Below are 17,975 nucleotides of genomic sequence, written 5' to 3' on the forward strand. Positions count from 1 at the left end.
GACATAGGAAGACGGTGGCATGGCGACGGATTGCGCGAACTGTCCGCTTCGCGGGCGGCCTCTCTTTGCGGCACTGGCGGACAAGGATCTGGCGTTCATGCGCCGGTTCAAGGTCGGCGAGCTGACCGTGGAGGCGGGCACGCCGATCATGATGGAGGGTTCGAACTCGCCACAGCTCTTCACGGCGCTGCGGGGCATGGGGATCCGGGCCAAGACGCTGTCGAACGGCCGGCGCCAAGTGGTGAACTTCGTCTATCCCGGCGACTTCCTCGGCCTTCAGTCGGCCGTCATGGACGGGATGCGGCACACGGTCGAGGCGGTCACGCGGATGACGCTCTGCGTGTTCGACCGCAAGGAGCTCTGGTCCCTCGTGCGGGGCAATCCCGAGCTGGCCTACGACCTGACCTGGATCGCCGCCACGGAGGAGCACTTCCTCGGGGAGGCGCTGGCGACCGTGGGCCAGCGCACGGCGGTCGAGCGGATCGCCTGGGCCCTCGTGCGGGTCACTCGGCGCTGCGAGGCGCTCGGGATCGCGGATGCCGGCCGCGTGCCCTTCCCCTTCCGGCAGCAGGACCTCGCCGACGCGCTGGGCCTGTCGCTCGTCCACACGAACAAGACCCTCGCCCGTCTGCGCGAGCGTCAACTCGCGAGCTGGCACGACGGGATACTCTCCGTGCCCGAGACGGAGAAGCTCGCGCGGGTGGCGGGGATGGAGGGCGAGGACCCGGCGGAGCGGCGACCCCTGATCTGACAAGGGCGCTCGCGGATATGTCGTATGGAGGCACCGCCCCGGTTTTCGCTATGTCCTAGTGCATCGCTCCTCGCAGGCGGCCCGCCGGAACGATGGATGCGATATTCGCCGAAACGGCGCTTCAATCGTCCGTTTCCTCGAGAAAACGGATCAGGAGGCGCTCCTCCCGGGTGAGGGCGCGGGGTCCGCCCCGCAGGCCCTCCAACGCTTCCGAACCGTCCTGGGACATGGCGATCACCGAAGGGTGCACATAAGATTTGCGGGCGATGGCGGGCGTGTTGTGCAACCGCTCGGCAGCCGCTTCGGTCATGCCGCGGATGGTCGTCGCGCCGTCCAACGCGGCCCGGAACGCGGCGAGCGTGCCATGCCAGGTGCGGAAGGTCTTGACCGTATGACCCTCTCCGGCCGTCTCGCGCAGCCAGTCGTTCACCTCTTCGGACCGAACCGACCGGGCCTCGCCCTCCTCGTCGATCCAAGAGATCAGCGTACGGCCGGGAAGGTCGGCCGAGGCGTGCAGCGCCCGCGCGAGCGCGCGGTCCGCGAGACGCTTGCGCACGCGCGTGCCGCCCTTCGCGGTCCAGGACAACTCGATCGCGCCGCCCTCCGAGCGGGCTTGGCCGGGTCGCAGCGTAGTGGCGCCGTAGGTGCCGTTCTCCTCCAGCGCCTTGGGCGATCCGACGCGGATGGCGGTGGCGTCTATCATCCGGATCAACGTGGCCAGGGCGAACTCGTGGCTGCCGGGCTTCGCGGCGAGGCCCTGCGCGGCGGCGGCCCGCACGTCCGGCAGCGCGCGGCCGAACTCCGGTAGGGCATGGAACTTCGTCGCAGCGCGCGCTTCGGTCCAGTCGGGGTGGTAGCGGTACTGCTTGCGGGTCCGCGCGTCGCGCCCCGTCGCCTGGAGATGGCCGCGCGGCTTCGGGCTTATCCAGACGTCCGTGTAGGCCGGGGGAACGGCCAGCGCGTCGAGGCGCGCCCGCTCGTCTGCGGCGTCGATCGAGGTGCCGTCGGGGGCGGTGTAACTCCATCCCCTGCCCCGCCGGCGGCGCGCGATGCCGGGGCGGTCGTCGGGATACCAGACCAGACCCGCCGACCGCGCCTCCGCCTTGGATGCCTCAGGCGGCATCCTTGATGTCTTCCGCCACGCGCTGCTCGATCGCGTCGAGGGAGTGGTTGGTCAGCGTCTTGGGGATCTCGGCGATCACCTTGCTCTCGACCTCCTGGTGCAGCTTCTTGCGGATCTCGCCCAGCACGCCCGGCGCGGCGACGAGGACGATCCGATCGAAGGCCCCCTTGTGGGCATGTGCGTAGAGCAGCTCCGCGAGATCGTCCGCGAAACGGTCCTTCTGAAGCTCGTGCCAGTCGGTGTCCTCGAAGGCCGACTTGTTGCCTTGGCTGTCGGACATGCGGCCGCGGCGATTGGCGGCCTGCTCCCGGGTCGGGGGGTTCTCCTGCTCTTCTTTATCCAGGACGCGCAGGTCGATGTAGTCCGCGTCCCCGTGGTTCTCGAGGATGAGGGCCTTCTCGCCGTCCGCGACGAGGACCCAGGTGCCGCCGGTCAGCCTGGCCATCAGGATTCCTCCCCGTCCTGACCGTGCTCCGGCTTCTCGGTGGACTCCTCCTTCGTCGGCCCCGTGGAGCCGGAGCCGCCCTTCTCGCGCTTGAGGATGTCGCGCGTCCCGACCTCGCGGGCGATGTCGCCGCCCGCGCGTCCCTGCCCGGAGGGGGTGCCGGGCCGTCCCCCGACGTATTCGGCGGTCTCGCTCCGTCCGTCCTTCGATCGCAGGCGTTCGGCCATGATGTCCTCCTCCGCTCGTGTGGGGCGCATGTGCGTGCGCCGGACAAACGGGGTCAGGACGACTCGGGTTCCTGATCGGGGGGGACGTAGTGATCGGCGACGTAGGCGCCCCGCCGGCCCATGGGCCGTGCGGGCGGGTCGGTGGTGTCCTTCTTGGTCCTCAGCTCCAGCTCGGCGTTGAGGGCCGCGCCCAGGAGCGTGACGTAGGCCGAGAGGTAGAGCCACATCAAGAGCGCCACCACCGCCCCGAGCGAGCCGTAGACCTCGTTGTAGCGGCCGAAGTTCGCCAAATAGAGCGAGAACGCATAGGACGCCCCGCCCCAAAGCAGCACTGCGAGGACCGCGCCCGGGCTGATCCAGGCGGGGCGGGCCTTCGCGCGGTTCGGCCCGTACCGGTAGAGCATCCCGAAGGCGAGGATCAGGACGGTCAGGACGACGATCCACTGTCCGGCGATCAGCGCGTTCTGCATGTAGATCCCCAGCGGGGCGTAGGCGAGGATGACCGGCACCGACACGAGCGCGACCAGCGCCACGATCCCCAGAAGCACGAGCGCGCCCGTCAGCACCAGGACGTTGAGCTGCCGACGGACCACGTTGCGGTGCCGCTCGCGGTAGACGGCGTTCAGCCCCCGGACGAGGGCCGCCACACCTTGGCGCGCCCAGAAGAGCGAGAGGCCAGTGGACAGGACCGTCGCCCAGCCCAGCGCCTCGGTCTCCGCGTTCAGGAGGGTGTCGACCTGCGCGTCGAGGATCTGGAAGGCCCCGGAGGGGAGGAAGTCGCGCACGTCGTCGAGGAGGGTGCCGACGACCTGCGGATCGGCGACGAGGCCCCAGATGGCGATCAGAGCCGCCAGCGCCGGGAAGAGGGCGAGCATCGCGAAGAACCCTGTGCCGGCGGCGACGAGGCCGATGTTGCGCTCGTCCATGACCTCGAGCACGGCCATCAGGACGGACCAGGCGCGCCTCGCTGGTCTCAGGAGCGCGCCGATCAAGCCCTCAGGCCGCCGAGCCGCGCGGTCCGGCGAAGAACCAGACGATGAAGCCCACCAGGGGGAAGATCAGGACGCCCAGCGACCAGAGGACCTTCGCCCCGGTGGTGTCCGCCGAGGACAGGATGTTCACCAGGGCCCAGATCACCAAGACCAGATGCACGATTCCGAGCAGCCATTCCATACCCTCAGGCCTTCTTCAGTTCGGAGTGGGACTTGAGGACCTCGTCGCCGTCCTCCTGCTCGATGAGGTAGGCGGGCTCTTCCTCCGTGGCGTTGCGGGTCACCTCGGCGCCGCCGATCTTCCTCGTGATCTTGCCGGTGTACTTCTTCGTGACCTTGCCGGTGCCGGTGCCTGCGCCCCAGTTCCACTCGACCTCGTCGCCCTTGTCATATGCCCTCATGGGATCCTCCCTCTCCTTGCGCGCCGCGCATTCGAAGAACGATCCCCCCTTCCGTTCCGTTCCGGAAGCAAGGGCCTGGCGGGTGGGCCCGCAACCCGCGCGAGCCGCTCTGCCGGGGCGCTGGACGTCGCGGCCGCGCCCGCGGGCCGACGAACGGAAGGAAAAAAGCTATCGGCGGAGCGCTGAACGAGGGACAGTCGGTTCGAAAGCGCCCCGCCGATGACACAGGCCTGAGGGGAAGGGGACAGGGTCGGCCTGTGGAACTTGCGTTCGGGGTAGGAACGGCGGTGCTGCGAATCGGTTCCCAAGCGCAGGGCGAAAAAGTGCAAGCGCGGGGCGGAAGGCCGCTCCGCCCGGTCGCGCCGCCGCGCCCTGCCCAATGCAGAACGTCCCGGCAGCGATGGGCAGCCGACGGAGCCGTGCGGTCGGAACCGATCCCCGGCGGGGAGCGCTTTCCCACGGAGAGAACGCTTTTCCCAAGAGGCGGCGCCCCTTCGCTGGCGGCGCAGCCGTAGGAGGCCCCGATGAGCGATCGAGATAAGCCGACCAACCTGCCCCCGCGCCGCCCCGGCGAGGACGTGGAGCCCGGCCCCCCGGTCGGCGCCGCCGAAGGGGGCGCCATGCCGGCCGGCGGCGGGGGCGGGGTGGTCGCCCCGGCGGGCAGCGGTCCTGCGACGGGCCGCAAGGCACCCGCCGGCGAAGGCGACGTGGAGCCGACCGCCGACGAGGCGGCGCCCGGCGTCGCGGGTCCGGGAGGCGGCGCGCCCGCGCGGGACGGCGAGGGCCGGCCAGTGACGGACGCGGACGGGCCGCTGCGGGACGCGGGGGGCGACCGCAGGATCGCGCCCGCGGAGGAAGCGCATGACGCCGGACCCTCCCATGCCGAGATGGCGCGCGTGGAGGCGCGCACCCCGGCCGCGGCGATCCCGGCGGTGAACCGGGCCGAGGGCACGCGCCCGGACGTCGATCCCGCGCCCGGCGCCGACCCCTATGCCGACCCCTACGTCGCCACCGGCACGGCCGTCCCCGGCGGCGCGGGGGGCGGCGCCGGCTTCGCGAACCCCTACGGGCGGGCGGCGGACGCGCCCGTCTGGCCCCTCTGGGTGATGGGCGGCGTGGCGCTGGTCGCCGGCCTCGTCGCGCTCTTCATGCCCTTCGTCGCGACGCTCGCGGCGACGACGCTCGCGGCGGCGATGCTGCTGGTCTCGGGCATCGCGGGGCTGGTCGGCGCGTTCCGCATGAACGACGGCTGGGCCATCGTCGCGGGCGTGATCGTGTCGATCCTGTCGGTGGTGGGGGCCGTGCTGATGCTGTTCATCCCGCTGGCGGGCTTCCTCGCCGTCACGACCGTGATCATCGCCTTCTTCGCCGCCTCGGGGGCAACCAAGCTCTGGTACGGGATCCGGAACGGGGAGGGGATGCCCGGCCGCGGATGGATGATCGCGTCGGGCGCGATTTCGCTCGTCCTCGCGCTGCTGCTCCTGCTGCAGCTTCCCGTCGCCGCGCTCTGGCTGCCGGGGCTGCTGCTGGCGGTGGACCTCGCCATGTACGGCGCGACGATGCTGGCGGTCGCCTGGCAGCTGTCGCGCCTGAAGGACGCCGCCGCCTGAGCGGGGCCGCCCCCTGCCCCGCCCGCCGCTCGCCGGGGGGGGGGATGCGGGCGGCGGGCGGGGGGTCTATATCCCCGCGCCATGATCCCCTTCCTGAAGATGCACGGCCTCGGCAACGACTTCGTGGTGCTCGACGCCCGCCCCGGCGGCGGGTGCGAGGGCCTCGACGTGACGCCGGACCTCGCCCGGGCCATAGGCGACCGGCACCGGGGGGTCGGCTTCGACCAGCTCGCCGTGATCGCGGACGACGCCGGGGCGGATGCCCTCCTGACCTTCTGGAACGCTGACGGCACCACCGCTGGGGCCTGCGGCAACGCGACCCGCTGCGTGGCGGCCCACCTCGCACGGGCGGGCGGGCGCGAACGCCTGCTCCTCAGGACGGAGCGCGGCGTGCTGGACTGCCGGCGAGCCGAGGGGGGGATCGCCGTGAACATGGGCGCGCCGATGCTGGATTGGCGCGAGGTGCCGCTGGCCGAGGACGTGGACCTCGACCGCCTGCCCGTTGAGGGCGGGCCGGCCGCGACCGGCATGGGCAACCCGCATTGCACCTTCTTCGTGGAGGACGCGGAGGCGGCCGGCCTCGCGGGCTACGCCCGGTTCGAGACGCATCCCCTCTTTCCGGAACGGACCAACGTCCAGGTCGCGTCGGTCGCCGGGCCGGACCGGCTGCGGGTGCGGGTGCATGAGCGGGGCGTGGGGCCGACGCTCGCCTCCGGCTCCTCGGCCTGCGCGGTCGCCTGCGCCGCGCACAGGCGGGGGCTGACGGGGCGGCGGGTCATCCTCGTGATGGACGGGGGCGAGCTGGAGGTGGACTGGCGGCCCGAGGGCGAGGATGCCGGCCTCTGGATGACGGGGCCTACCGCGCACGTCTTCGACGGGGTCTGGCATGGCTGACGGCGCGAACCCGCCCCCCGTCCCGATCCTGTCGAACCACGGCTGCCGCCTCAACGCCGCCGAGGCCGAGGGGATGCGCAAGCTCGCCGCCGACGCCGGCGCGGGCGACGCGGTGATCGTGAACACCTGCGCCGTGACGGCCGAGGCGGTGCGCAAGTCCGCGCGCGACGTGCGGCGGATGCGGAAGCTGCACCCGGGGCGGCGCATCGTCGTCACCGGCTGCGCCGCGCAGATCGAGCCGGGGCGCTTCGCCGCCATGCCCGAGGCGGACGTGGTCCTCGGCAACGCCGAGAAGATGCGACCCGCCACGTGGGATGCCCTTGGGACGGACCGCGGGGGCGAGCGGGTGCGCGTCGCGGACATCATGGACGTGCGCGAGACCGCGCCGCAGCTGCTGGAAGGGTTCGGCGCGCGAACCCGCGCCTTCGTGCAGGTCCAGAACGGCTGCGACCACCGCTGCACCTTCTGCGTGATCCCCTTCGGGCGCGGCAACAGCCGCTCGGTCCCCGCGGGTGCCGTGGTCGAGCAGGTCCGGCGGCTGGCGGCGGGCGGGCACCGCGAGGTGGTGCTGACAGGGGTGGACATGACCTCCTGGGGGGCGGACCTGCCGGGGCGGCAGCGCATCGGGGGGCTGGTGCGGCGGGTGCTGAAGCTCGTGCCGGAGCTGGAGCGGCTGCGGATCAGCTCCATCGACTCGATCGAGGCGGACGCCGACCTGATGCGCGCCCTGGCCGAGGAGGAGCGGTTCATGCCGCATCTGCACCTGTCGCTGCAGCACGGGGACGACCTGATCCTCAAGCGCATGAAGCGGCGGCACGGCCGCAAGGACGCCCTGCGCTTCGTGGAGGAATGCCGGCGGCTTCGCCCGGACGTGGCCTTCGGCGCCGACCTGATCGCGGGCTTCCCCACGGAGACGGAAGCCCGGCACCGGGCGAACCTCTCGCTCGTGCGCGAGGCGGGGCTGACCTTCCTTCACGTCTTTCCCTATTCTCCCCGCCCCGGCACGCCCGCGGCGCGGATGCCGCCCGTGGACGGCGCCGCGATCCGCCGACGCGCCGCCGAGCTGCGCGCCGAGGGGGCACGCGCCTTCGCGGCCTGGGCCGATGGGCAGCGCGGACGGCGGGTCCGGCTCCTCGTGGAAGGCACGCGCGGCGGCCGGGCGGAGAGCTTCGCCGAAATCAGGCTGGACCGCGACGCCCCCCCCGGCGAGATCGTCGAGGCGGTGGTCGCCGGCCGGGAGGGCGCAGCCCTCCTGGCATGCCGGGCGGGCGGGGCCTAGCGCCCGGTCAGCATCTCGCCCGTGCTCAGCGGAACCGGCTCGCCGGCGAGACGCTGGCGGTAGACGCCCATCCCTTCGGTGACGCGCATGACGTAGTTGCGCGTCTCGTCGAAGGGGATTCGCTCGACCCAGTCGACGGCCTCCTCGACAGTGGCGCCGCGCGGGTCGAACCCTGGGCGCGCCCAGCGCAGCGGCCGGCCGGGACCGGCGTTGTAGCCCGCCGCGATCATGGGAACGTTGAAGCCGAACCGGGCCTCGAGCTGGCGCAGGTACTCCGCGCCCAGGGTGGCGTTGTACTCGGGGTCGGAGGTCAGGCGCGCGTGGCTGTAGGAGAGGCCGAGGTCGCGCGTCACGTCCTGCGCGGTCCCCGGCATGAGCTGCATGAGGCCCTGCGCGCCCACGGGGCTGCCGGCGCCGGGGTGGAACTCCGACTCCTGGCGGGCGACGGCCAGGGCCATCTCCGTCGGGATGGGGATGTCGGCCTCGGCCATCGGGTGCACGGGGAAGTAGAACTCCGGCAGGACCGCGCCGTAGCGGGCGGCGCGCTTGCCGAAGATAACCTCGAGATAGGGGTCGCGGCGCTGCACCCACTCCCCCAGGGCGATCATGCCCGCGCGGTCCTGCGATTCGGCGAGGTGCGCGACGAAGCGGGCGGCCAGCCGGCGCTCGCCCGCGGCGAGGAGCAGCTCGACGGTCCCGAGCATGTCCGTGTCCGGCAGCGCGCCGTCCTCCGCGGAGAGATCGCCCGCCAGCGCGGGATCGACCGGCAGGCCCGCGGCCTCGGCGGCGAGCTGGCCGTAGAAGGCGGTCTGGAAACGGGCGGCCGCTGCATAGGCCTCGCGGGCCTCGTCGGCGCGGCCCAAGGCATCGAGCGCCCTGCCCTGCCAGTAGCCCATGCGCGCGACGCTGACCGGGGTCTCGACGGTGCGGGCGGCCTCGCGGAAGTGCCGCAGCGCGGTCTCGGCGTCGCCGAGCTGGCGCAGCGCGACGTATCCGGCGAGCCATTCCAGCGTCGCCCGGCGCACGCCCTCCTCGGTGTCCTCGGGGATGCGGTGGCGCGACGCCATCCTGTAGGCGTCCCGCGCCTCGCCGCGGATCATCAGGGCGCGCGCCTCGTCGAGACGGACCTCGGACCACAGCTCGGGACGGCCGAGCCGCTCGGCGCTGTCGGACCGCTCGAGCATGAGGTCCAGCGCGGTCTCCTCCAGCCCGCGGTCGAGGCGCCACACGAAACGCTCGTAGGCGAGGCCGGCGTCGTCTGCATGGCTGCCCGGAACGGCCGCGATCAGGGCGTTCACGCCGTCGCGCTGCCCGGCGCGAAGGGCCATCCGCGCCCGGGCCAGCGCCTGCCAGCCCTCGCCCACGCGGGCCATCTGCCGCGTCGCGCTCTCCGAATGGCCGGCCCAGAGGAGGGCGTCCATCCGCGCCTCGTGCAGGCCGTCGAGGATGTCGCCCGCGGCGAAGAGGTACTGCCGCTCGGTTCCCGGCGACATCGGCAGGCCCTCGGACCAGCCGATGGCGAGGACCGCGTCCGCCGCCTCGGCCTCGCCGGCCTCGCGCAGGGCGGCGGCGTAGCGCAGCGCGCCCGTGGCGGTCTGCGGCTCGTGGTCCTCGAACCAGCGCAGGACCTCGGCGGCGGGCAGGCCGGCGGGCATCAGCCGCTCGGCGCGCGCCTTCAGCAGGGGCATGCCCGGCCACTCGCCGTTGCGCGCCACGAAGTCGGCGGCCTGGTCCCAGGTGCCCTGCCGCGCGCGCAATGCGTGCCAGAGGACGACGTCCCGCGCCGCCGTGCCGTCGCCCCCCGCGGCCGAGAGCGCGTCGCCCCAGCGGCGGGCGCGGACGTGCTCCATCGCGCGCTCGAGGGCGGCGCCGGCGAAGCGCGCGGGGGCCTGGGTGCCCATGCTGGCCACCCGCGCGGACGGCCCCTCGCCGCGGGCTTCGGGGCGAAGGCTCGACACGGGGGCCAGATCCTGCGCCGCTAGGGGCGCGGCGCCGAGGCAGAGCATGACGATGGCGAGGGCACGGGACATGGGGGGAACTCCGCCGGCTGGGGTCGCAGGACGTCGGGACGGGGCCGAGTTTCGGGCCTGCGGCGCAGCTTGGCAAGGGAGGGGGGTGGGTCTAAGGCGGGTCCGTTGCCCGGGGGCGGCTTTCCGCCGCCGGGCCGCACGCGAAGGCGCCCCCGCGCGGCGCCGGGGGAAGCGATCTGGAGGGACCTCGATGGACATTGCGCGCCTTTCCGGCTCGATGACCGCGCTCGTGACGCCCATGCGGGACGGCGCGCTCGACGAGGCGGCGTTCGGCGCCCTCTGCGAATGGCAGATCGCGGAAGGCACCCGCGCGCTCGTCCCCGTGGGCACCACCGGCGAGAGCCCGACCCTGACCCATGGCGAGCACGACCGCGTCGTCGCCATGGCGGTGGAGGCCGCGGCGGGCCGGGTGCCGGTGATCGCGGGCGCGGGCTCGAACAACACGGCCGAGGCCCTGCGCCTCGTCCGGGCGGCGAAGGAGGCGGGGGCCGACGCCGCCCTGGTCGTCACGCCCTACTACAACAAGCCGACCCAGGCGGGCCTCGTCGCCCATTTCGAGGCGGTCGCGGCCGTGGGCCTGCCCGTCGTGATCTACAACATCCCGCCGCGCAGCGTCGTGGACATGCTGCCCGAGACGATGGGCCGGCTGGCGCGGCACGAGATGATCGTGGGCGTGAAGGACGCGACGGGCGACGTCACGCGGGTCTCGAAGCAGCGGCGGACCTGCGGGACCGGGTTCGTGCAGCTCTCGGGCGAGGACGCGAGCGCGATCGGCTACAACGCCCAGGGCGGGCACGGCTGCATCTCCGTGACGGCGAACGTGGCGCCCGCGCTCTGCTCGGAGTTCCAGGACGCCTGCGGGCGCGGCGACTACGCCCGCGCGCTCGGGCTGCACGACCGGCTGATGCCGCTCCACGAGGCGGTGTTCCTCGAGCCGGGCGTCTGCGGGGCGAAATACGCGCTCTCGCTCCTCGGCCGGTGCCGCGAGGAGACGCGCCTGCCGCTCGTGCCCGTGGGCGAGGGCACGAAGCTGGCGATCAAGGACGCCATGATAGCCGCGGGGCTGATCGGCTAGCGCACCGCGGCCCGGTCCGGCCGGCGGCTATCCCAGCACCACCTGCGCGCGGGGGTAGCGCACGCGCGGCGCCGCGCGCGTGGCGAGGAAGAACCCCAGCGTGAGCGGCCCGACCCGGCCGAGGAACATCACCGCGACGATCACTGCGCGGCCCCATTCGTCCAGCTCGCCCGTCGCGCCCATGGAGAGGCCGACGGTGCCGAAGGCCGAGGCGACCTCGAAGGCGAGGACGAGGAAATCGCCCTCCCAGCGCAGCGTGAGGAGGAAGAGCGCGAGGAGGATCAGCGCCGCCGAGATCGCGACGAGGGCCATCGCCTTCATCACCTGCTCGGCCCCCATGGAGCGCCCGAAGGCCTGGAGCCGCTCGCGCCGCTTGAAGAAGGCCACCACGGCGAGGAAGGCGACGATGGCGGTGGTCAGCTTGATCCCCCCGGCGGTCGAGGTCGGGCCCCCGCCGATCACCATCAGCACGATGGTCAGAAGGGCGGTCGACGCCTCCATCCCGCCGGTGTCGAAGGTGTTGAAGCCCGCCGTCCGGGGCGTAACGGCCTGGAACCACGAGCCCCAGAACTTCGCCGGCCCGCCCATGCCGCCCAGCGTGCGGGGGTTGTTCCACTCGAGCGCGGCGACCAGCGCCCAGGAGACGGCGATCACCGCCGCCGTGCCCACGAGCATCAGCTTGGTGTGCAGCGCGAGCGGGCCCCAGGCGCGCTTCGCCCAGACGTCGCCGATCACCACGAAGCCGAGGCCGCCGAGGATGAACAGCGCCGGCACCACGACATTGACCCGCCAGTCGCCGATCCAGCCCGACAGGCTGTCCGGGAAGAGGGCGAAGCCCGCGTTGTTGAACGCGCTGACGGTGTGGAAGACGGCGTGCCACAGCCCATCGGCCCAGCCGAACTGGGGCACGAAGACGAAGGAGAGCGCGAGGACACCCACCGCCTCGCAGACGAGCGCGACGACGAGCACCAGCCGGGCGACCGCCGCGACATCGGGCCGCCCGCGCTGGTTCAGCTCCTCGCCGAGGAAGGATCTGGCGGGCACCCCGATCGGCAGGCCCAGCGTCATCATCAGGACCACGGCGAAGACCATCAGCCCCAGCCCGCCGAGCTGGATCAGCGCCGCCACCACGACCTGCCCGAAGACGGTGTAGGCGCTGCCGGTGTCCACCACGACGAGGCCCGTCACCGTGACCGCGCTGACGGCCGTGAAGAGCGCCTCGGAGAAGCCGACCTGCCCGCCATGCGAGACCGGCAGCCACAGCACGAGGGCGCCGGCCGCGATGAAGGCGGCATAGAAGAGGATCAGCATCGCCGGGGGCGGCAGCGCCTCGAACCAGCGGATGCCCCGCCACGGGCGCCGGCGCCTCAAAGCGCGGCCGCGAAGTCGCGCAGGTCCTGCCGCCGCCCCAGCAGGAGGAGGCGGTCGTCGGCCTCCAGCGTGCAGGGCTCGACGTCCGAGCCGACGTACTCCGTCCCCCGCATCACCCCGAGGCAGCGCAGCTGCCGCCGTTCGAGGTGCAGCGCGCCGACGCCTCGGCCGCGCAGGGCGTCCGGGACAGTGAAGTTCACCACCGTGTAGCCGTTCCCGAGCGAGAGGTAGTCGCGCACGAGGGGGTTGTGCAGCACCTGCGCGAGGTGGCGGCCCACCTCCTCCTCGGGGTGGATGATCCGGTCGACGCCCAGCTTCGAGAGGATCCGGTGATGCGTGCGCGAGGTCGCCTTGGCCCAGACGGTCGGCACCCCGAGCAGGCGGCAGTTGATCGCCGCCATGACCGAGGATTCGAGATCGCTCGCCATACCGATCACGGCGACGTCGGCGTCGGCCACCCCCGCCTCGCGCAGCGCGTCGTCCGACCGGGCGTCCGCGATCACCGCCTGGCTCAGGGCGTCGGCGAGGTCGTTGACCGGCCCCTCCTTCGCGTCGATGCCCGTGACGTGGTTGCCGAATCGGCGCAGCTCGAGCGCGACGGTCCGCCCGAAGGCGCCCAGGCCGATGACGGTGAAGCTGCGGCGGGCCATGGCCCCCTTCCGGTGTCCGGGACGCGTGGCGGTTGAACGCCGCCCCCGTGGCGCGGTTCCCAGCCCGCCCGCGCCTTTCGCCGACGCCGCGGGCGGCCTATCTCCGGGGGCATGGCCAAGTCGAAGAACCCCAACGTGAAGACCATCGCCGAGAACCGGCGCGCGCGCTACGACTACGCGATCGAGGACGACATCGAGGCGGGGATCGTCCTCGAAGGGTCCGAGGTGAAGTCCCTGCGCCAAGGCGGCACCCAGATCGCGGAGGCCTATGCCGAGGTCGCGGACGGCGAGCTGTGGCTGGTTAACAGCTACATCGCCCCCTACGCACAGGCCAAGACCTTCGGCCACGAGGAGAAGCGGCGCCGCAAGCTCCTCGTGTCGAGGAAGGAGCTGTCGAACCTCTGGAACGCGACCCAGCGGCAGGGCATGACGATCGTTCCCCTGTCAATGTACTTCAACGGCAAGGGCATCGCGAAGCTTAGGGTCGGGATCGCGAAGGGCAAGAAGACCCAGGACAAGCGCCAGACCGAGGCCAAGCGCGACTGGCAGCGCCAGAAGGCCCGCCTTCTGCGCGAGCACTAGCACGCTGCGCGGGTCCGTCAGCGGCGGTGGGGGCCGGTGCGGTGGTCCCAGGGATCGTGGCCGCCGCTCTCGGCGATGCGCAGGACGCGCTCGCGCTCGGTCGGGGGGTCGGCGGGGCGATGCGCCCGGGACGGCGCGCGGCGGCGCACGGCATGGGCGAGCATGTCGGAGATGATATTCAGCATGACGTCCTCCATCGGGTGACTGGTCCCGGGATACCCGCTATCCTTGGATCGACGCGAGGAAACGAATCCTCGCCGTTGTAAGGTGAGCTACAGGATGGATTGGAAGCGCGTCCCCTCCCTCGCCGCGCTGCGCGCCTTCGAGGCGGCGGCGCGCACCGGCTCGCTCTCGGCGGCGGCGGGGGCGCTGAACGTGACCCATGCCGCGATCTCGCAGCACGTCCGTGCCCTCGAGCGCGAGGTCGGGGCCGAGCTCCTCCACCGCGGCCCGCGCGGCGTCGAGGCGACGGAGACGGGCGCGACGCTGGCGGCGGCCCTCTCGGACGGCTTCGGGCGCATCGCCGCGGGGGTGGAGGCCGCGCGGCGCGCACGGGGGGTCGGGCCGCTGCGGGTCGCGGTCACGCCGACATTCGCGGAGAACTGGCTGATGCCGCGCATCGGCCGCTTCTGGGCCGCCCATCCGGAGGTCGAGGTGGCGCTGCTGCCCTCCACGGCGCTGGCGGACCTCGCCGCGGGCAAGGCCGACGTCGCGATCCGCTCGGGCAGGGGATGGCCCGGGTCGGAATGCCTCCTCTCCGCGCGCTACGCGGTGGTCGCGGCGCCGGCGCTGGCGGCCGCGGACCCCGACCCCGCCCGGACGTGCTGGTACATCGAGCCCTATTCCGACGAGATCCGCCGCTTCGCGGAGGCGGCGGGCCTGATCGACGGGGACAGCTGCGTGCACGAGCAGCCGAGCAACGCGCTGACCCTCGCGGCGGTGCGCGCGGGGCACGGCCTCTCGGCGCAGACGCTGCCCAACGTCGAGGCCGAGCTGGCCGCCGGCACCCTCGTCGCGATCCGCATACTGGAGGAGACGGGCGCGGGCTATCACCTCGTCCCCGCGCCGGCCCCCCCGCATCCGGGGCTGAAGCCCTTCGCGGCCTGGCTGCGGCGCGAGGCGAAAGGGGTGGAAAGCGCCGGCGCGGGGGCGTAACCGCCCCCCGGACCCCGGAGGCGCGACATGGACGACCCGACCACCCTCGTCTCGACCGGCTGGCTGGCTGACCGTCTGGAGGACCCCGACCTCCGGGTGCTCGACGCGTCCTGGCACATGCCGGCCGAGGGGCGGGACGCCCGGGCCGAGTTCGACGGGGCCCACATCCCCGGCGCGCGCTTCTTCGACATCGACGCGATCAGCGACCCGCGCTCGGGCCTGCCGCACATGGCGCCCGAGCCCCGCGAGTTCGGGGCGCAGGCCGCCCGGCTGGGCGTCGGGGAGGCGGACCGGGTCGTGGTCTACGACGCGTCGGGCGTGTTCTCGGCGCCGCGCGCCTGGTGGCTCTTCCGCCTGATGGGCCATCGCGACGTGGCCGTCCTGGACGGCGGGCTGCCCAAGTGGCTGGCGGAGGGACGCCCCGTGACCGGCGGCGCGGCGGCGCCTGCGCGCGAGCGGGCCGCCCCCGCACGGCGCCGGGACGGGATCTACGCCGACGCGGCCCGGGTGGCGGACGCGCTGAAGCGGGGCGACCGGCAGGTGGTCGACGCCCGCGCGCCCGCCCGCTTCCGGGGCGAGAAGGCCGAGCCGCGGCCGGGGCTGCGCGCCGGGCACATGCCGGGCGCGCGCAACGTGCCCTTCGGCACGCTGCTGAACCCGGACGGCACGATGAAGGATCCCGCGGGCCTGCGCGCGGCCTTCGAGGCGGGGGGCGTGGACCCCGCCCGCCCGGCGATCACGACCTGCGGCTCGGGGATCACGGCGGCGGTGCTGTCGCTGGCCTTCGCGCGGCTGGGGAACGAGGACGTGGCGCTCTACGACGGCTCCTGGGCCGAGTGGGGCATGGAGAGCGGCGGGGACGTCGCCACCGGAGAGGCCTGAATGCTGGAGAAACTGCGCCCGCAGCCCGAGGACAAGATCATCGCCCTCTCGGGGATGTTCCGCGCCGACGAGCGCCCGGGGAAGGTTGACCTCGGGGTCGGGGTCTACAAGGACGCGGAAGGACGCACGCCGATCTTCCGCGCGATCAAGGCGGCCGAAGGCCGGGTGCACCGGCGGCAGGACACGAAGGCCTACACGACGCTCGCCGGCGATCCGGCCTTCGCCGACGCGATGATCCGGCTGATCCTGGGCGAGCGGCCCGGGGGCGCGGCCGCCATCGCCACGCCGGGCGGGACGGGCGCGGTCCACGCCGCGCTGGAGCTGGCCCGGTCGGCCAATCCGGACCTGACCCTCCGGCTTCCCGCGCCGACATGGCCGAACCACCCCGCGATCGCCCGGCACCTGGGGATCAAGGCGCGGGAGTACCGCTATTTCGACGGCGGCACGGTCGACATGGACGGGATGCTCGAGGACATCGCGAAGGCGCGCCCGGGGGACGTCGTCCTGCTGCACGGGTGCTGCCACAACCCCACGGGCGCCAACCCCGCGCGCGAGGACTGGCCGCGCATCGCCCGGGCGGTGCGCCGGGCGGGCGCGACGGCGATGGTGGACCTGGCCTATCAGGGCTTCGGCGACGGGCTGGAGGAGGACGCGCTCTTTACCCGGATGCTGGCGGCCGAGCTGCCCGAGCTGCTGATCGCGGCGTCCTGCTCGAAGAACTTCGGCATCTACCGCGAGCGCACGGGCGTGCTGATCGCGCTGTCGGGCGACCCCGGGCTGACGCAGGCGAACATGGCCTCGCTGAACCGGCTGAACTTCTCCTTCCCGCCCGACTGGGGCGCGCGGCTGGTGACGGAGGTCCTGGACGACGAGGCGCTGCGCGCCGACTGGCAGGCCGAGCTGGAGGGGATGCGCGAGGGCATGCTCGGCCTGCGGCGGGCGCTGGCGGACGCCTTGCGGGCGCGCACCAACTCGGACCGGTTCGACTTCGTGGCGGGGCACCGGGGCATGTTCTCGCGGCTGGGGCTGACGCCCGAGCAGGTGCGCCGCCTGCGCGAGGAGCACGCGATCTACATGATCGGAGACAGCCGGATGAACGTGGCGGGGCTGAACGCGCGCACGGTCGACACCCTGGCGGAGGCTGTCGCCAAGGTCCTGTGATCTGCGCTAGCCTCGCCCCGAGCGGAGGAGGCGGGCCATGCGCATCAGCGAGAGCCGCGGCCGGGGAAGCCCCCGCGTGGCGGGCTTCCACGAGCCCGAGACGGGCAGCGTCCAGTACGTCGCCGCCTGCACCGCGACGGGGCGGTGCATGATCGTGGACCCCGTGCAGGGGTACGACCCGGCCTCGGCCGCCACTTCGTTCGAGCTCGTCCGCCCCCTTCTGGACTGGATCCGCGCGGAGGGGCTGGAGGTGGAGTGGGTGCTCGACACCCACCCGCACGCCGACCACCTCTCGGCCGCGGACTTCGTGCGGGGGCGGACCGGCGCGCGGGCGGGCACGGGTGCGCGGGTGCGGGACGTCGCGGCGATCTGGGGCGGGCTCTACGGCGCGCCGATGGAGCCGGAGGGCGCCTGGGACCGCCTCTTCGAGGACGGCGAGACGTTCGGGATCGGCGAATGCGAGGTGCGCGTCATGCTGCACCCCGGGCACACGCTGGCGTCGGTCACGTTCCTGATGGGTGACGCGGCCTTCGTGCACGACACGTTCATGGGCGCGCCCGCGACGGGCATCGCGCGCTGCGACTTTCCCGGCGGATCGGCCGGGGCGATGTGGGATTCGCTGCGCTCGATCCTCGCGCTGCCGGGGGCGACGCGCCTCTTCGTGGGGCACGACTACCCCTCGGGCCGCGAAGCCGAATGGGAGAGCGACGTCGCCACGGAGGCCGCGCGCAACCCCCACCTGCAGGAGGGGCGCGAGGCCTTCGTGGCATGGCGCGAGGCGCGGGACCGGACGCTGCCGCTGCCCGCGCGGATGCTGGCGGCGCTGCAGGTGAACCTTCACGCGGGGCGGCTGCCGCAGGACGGCGTGCTGCGGATCCCGCTGGACCGATTCCCCGAAGAGGAAGGAGGACCCGATGCGGACCGAGCGGACTGAGCGCGGCACCCTGGAGACATGGACCCCCGAGGAGGTGCGCGCCGGGATGGAGCGCGGCGAGGTGGTTCTGGTCGACGTGCGCACCCCGCAGGAATACGCCCTCGAGCACGTTCCGGGCGCCCTCCTGATGCCGATGCAGGAGGTGGGGGAGGCGGTGATCCCCGGCGACCCCGATGGGCAGAGGGTCGTGTTCCACTGCGCCGCCGGCGCGCGCTCGGGCAAGGTCGCGGAGGTCGCGCTGGCCCGCGGGCGGGGCGTGGCGGCGCACATGGAGGGGGGGTTCGGGGCCTGGAAGGGGGCGAAGCTGCCGACGGTGGCCATCGACCCCGCGACGGGCGCCCCGAAGGGCGCCTGAGGGGCGCCGCGGCCCCGAGGGGTGGCGTCCGCCGAGAGGGTTCGTCGCACGAGAAGGC

Annotated in this window: 21 protein-coding genes; 11 read left to right on the forward strand and 10 right to left on the reverse strand. The window is 73.3% G+C overall.

Features of this window, described 5'->3' with window-relative positions:
- The first annotated feature begins 19 nt into the window (after nucleotides 1–19).
- Complete coding sequence (locus BCF33_RS08680) at nucleotides 20–751, forward strand: Crp/Fnr family transcriptional regulator (RefSeq protein ID WP_106160558.1); 732 nt, start codon at nucleotides 20–22, stop codon at nucleotides 749–751.
- Nucleotides 752–872: 121 nt separating this feature from the next.
- Here the strand turns inward: BCF33_RS08680 and BCF33_RS08685 are convergent, their stop codons facing one another.
- From BCF33_RS08685 to BCF33_RS08710, 6 genes are read right to left on the reverse strand one after another with little or no spacing between them, the layout of a single operon-like run.
- A complete protein-coding gene (locus BCF33_RS08685; RefSeq protein WP_106160559.1) occupies nucleotides 873–1,874 on the reverse strand; it encodes a DNA topoisomerase IB in 1,002 nt (333 codons plus the stop codon).
- Complete coding sequence (locus BCF33_RS08690) at nucleotides 1,864–2,319, reverse strand: host attachment family protein (RefSeq protein ID WP_106160560.1); 456 nt, start codon at nucleotides 2,317–2,319, stop codon at nucleotides 1,864–1,866. Before BCF33_RS08690 ends, BCF33_RS08685 begins: the two co-directional genes overlap by 11 nt.
- A complete protein-coding gene (locus tag BCF33_RS08695; protein WP_106160561.1) occupies nucleotides 2,319–2,546 on the reverse strand; it encodes a hypothetical protein in 228 nt (75 codons plus the stop codon). Before BCF33_RS08695 ends, BCF33_RS08690 begins: the two co-directional genes overlap by 1 nt.
- Before the next feature lie 53 nt (nucleotides 2,547–2,599).
- Nucleotides 2,600–3,538: a YihY/virulence factor BrkB family protein gene (locus tag BCF33_RS08700; protein ID WP_146132804.1), complete on the reverse strand. Its 939-nt coding sequence runs from the start codon at nucleotides 3,536–3,538 to the stop codon at nucleotides 2,600–2,602.
- A 4-nt stretch (nucleotides 3,539–3,542) separates the two neighbouring features.
- On the reverse strand, nucleotides 3,543–3,719 hold the full coding sequence (locus BCF33_RS08705) for a PLDc N-terminal domain-containing protein (RefSeq protein WP_106160563.1): 177 nt from the start codon (nucleotides 3,717–3,719) through the stop codon (nucleotides 3,543–3,545).
- 4 nt (nucleotides 3,720–3,723) lie between these two features.
- A complete protein-coding gene (locus BCF33_RS08710; protein ID WP_106160564.1) occupies nucleotides 3,724–3,939 on the reverse strand; it encodes a hypervirulence associated TUDOR domain-containing protein in 216 nt (71 codons plus the stop codon).
- A gap of 524 nt (nucleotides 3,940–4,463) precedes the next feature.
- Between BCF33_RS08710 and BCF33_RS08715 the strand changes: the two genes are divergently transcribed.
- From BCF33_RS08715 to mtaB, 3 genes are all read left to right on the forward strand, one after another.
- The gene (locus BCF33_RS08715) at nucleotides 4,464–5,549 is read left to right on the forward strand and encodes an HdeD family acid-resistance protein (protein WP_106160565.1); all 1,086 of its coding nucleotides are present in this window, start codon (nucleotides 4,464–4,466) and stop codon (nucleotides 5,547–5,549) included.
- Between the two features lie 81 nt (nucleotides 5,550–5,630).
- Nucleotides 5,631–6,443: a diaminopimelate epimerase gene (gene dapF, locus BCF33_RS08720; protein ID WP_106160566.1), complete on the forward strand. Its 813-nt coding sequence runs from the start codon at nucleotides 5,631–5,633 to the stop codon at nucleotides 6,441–6,443.
- Nucleotides 6,436–7,722 carry a tRNA (N(6)-L-threonylcarbamoyladenosine(37)-C(2))-methylthiotransferase MtaB gene (mtaB, locus tag BCF33_RS08725; RefSeq protein WP_106160567.1) on the forward strand — a complete coding sequence of 429 codons (1,287 nt, stop codon included), beginning with the start codon at nucleotides 6,436–6,438 and terminating at the stop codon, nucleotides 7,720–7,722. Before dapF ends, mtaB begins: the two co-directional genes overlap by 8 nt.
- Here the strand turns inward: mtaB and BCF33_RS08730 are convergent.
- Complete coding sequence (locus tag BCF33_RS08730; protein ID WP_106160568.1) at nucleotides 7,719–9,752, reverse strand: lytic transglycosylase domain-containing protein; 2,034 nt, start codon at nucleotides 9,750–9,752, stop codon at nucleotides 7,719–7,721. The genes mtaB and BCF33_RS08730 overlap by 4 nt on opposite strands.
- Before the next feature lie 190 nt (nucleotides 9,753–9,942).
- Here BCF33_RS08730 and dapA point away from each other — a divergent pair, with 190 nt between their 5' ends.
- Nucleotides 9,943–10,827 (forward strand): 4-hydroxy-tetrahydrodipicolinate synthase, encoded by an 885-nt coding sequence (gene dapA / locus BCF33_RS08735; RefSeq protein ID WP_106160569.1) that lies wholly within the window; start codon nucleotides 9,943–9,945, stop codon nucleotides 10,825–10,827.
- 27 nt (nucleotides 10,828–10,854) lie between these two features.
- Here dapA and BCF33_RS08740 read toward each other — a convergent pair whose 3' ends face one another.
- Nucleotides 10,855–12,198 (reverse strand): TrkH family potassium uptake protein, encoded by a 1,344-nt coding sequence (locus BCF33_RS08740; RefSeq protein ID WP_342747434.1) that lies wholly within the window; start codon nucleotides 12,196–12,198, stop codon nucleotides 10,855–10,857.
- Entirely contained in the window at nucleotides 12,195–12,848 is a 654-nt protein-coding gene (locus BCF33_RS08745) for a potassium channel family protein (RefSeq protein WP_106160570.1), read from the reverse strand. Before BCF33_RS08745 ends, BCF33_RS08740 begins: the two co-directional genes overlap by 4 nt.
- A gap of 111 nt (nucleotides 12,849–12,959) precedes the next feature.
- Between BCF33_RS08745 and smpB the strand changes: the two genes are divergently transcribed.
- A complete protein-coding gene (smpB, locus tag BCF33_RS08750; RefSeq protein ID WP_106160571.1) occupies nucleotides 12,960–13,430 on the forward strand; it encodes an SsrA-binding protein SmpB in 471 nt (156 codons plus the stop codon).
- A gap of 17 nt (nucleotides 13,431–13,447) precedes the next feature.
- On the opposite strand, the gene BCF33_RS14060 is transcribed toward smpB, so the two are convergent.
- Nucleotides 13,448–13,615, reverse strand: coding sequence for a hypothetical protein (locus BCF33_RS14060; RefSeq protein WP_158259393.1), 168 nt, complete (start codon nucleotides 13,613–13,615; stop codon nucleotides 13,448–13,450).
- An 82-nt stretch (nucleotides 13,616–13,697) separates the two neighbouring features.
- Between BCF33_RS14060 and BCF33_RS08760 the strand changes: the two genes are divergently transcribed.
- The 5 genes from BCF33_RS08760 to BCF33_RS08780 are packed head-to-tail and all read left to right on the forward strand — an operon-like array spanning nucleotide 13,698 to nucleotide 17,917.
- Nucleotides 13,698–14,585 (forward strand): LysR substrate-binding domain-containing protein, encoded by an 888-nt coding sequence (locus tag BCF33_RS08760; RefSeq protein ID WP_245883787.1) that lies wholly within the window; start codon nucleotides 13,698–13,700, stop codon nucleotides 14,583–14,585.
- A 27-nt stretch (nucleotides 14,586–14,612) separates the two neighbouring features.
- On the forward strand, nucleotides 14,613–15,467 hold the full coding sequence (gene sseA, locus BCF33_RS08765) for a 3-mercaptopyruvate sulfurtransferase (protein WP_106160574.1): 855 nt from the start codon (nucleotides 14,613–14,615) through the stop codon (nucleotides 15,465–15,467).
- Nucleotides 15,468–16,628, forward strand: coding sequence for an amino acid aminotransferase (locus tag BCF33_RS08770; RefSeq protein WP_106160575.1), 1,161 nt, complete (start codon nucleotides 15,468–15,470; stop codon nucleotides 16,626–16,628).
- 37 nt (nucleotides 16,629–16,665) lie between these two features.
- On the forward strand, nucleotides 16,666–17,562 hold the full coding sequence (locus BCF33_RS08775) for an MBL fold metallo-hydrolase (RefSeq protein WP_106160576.1): 897 nt from the start codon (nucleotides 16,666–16,668) through the stop codon (nucleotides 17,560–17,562).
- Entirely contained in the window at nucleotides 17,543–17,917 is a 375-nt protein-coding gene (locus tag BCF33_RS08780; protein WP_106160577.1) for a rhodanese-like domain-containing protein, read from the forward strand. Before BCF33_RS08775 ends, BCF33_RS08780 begins: the two co-directional genes overlap by 20 nt.
- Nucleotides 17,918–17,975: the final 58 nt, after the last annotated feature.

The organism is Hasllibacter halocynthiae (assembly GCF_003003095.1).
Lineage (GTDB): Bacteria > Pseudomonadota > Alphaproteobacteria > Rhodobacterales > Rhodobacteraceae > Hasllibacter > Hasllibacter halocynthiae.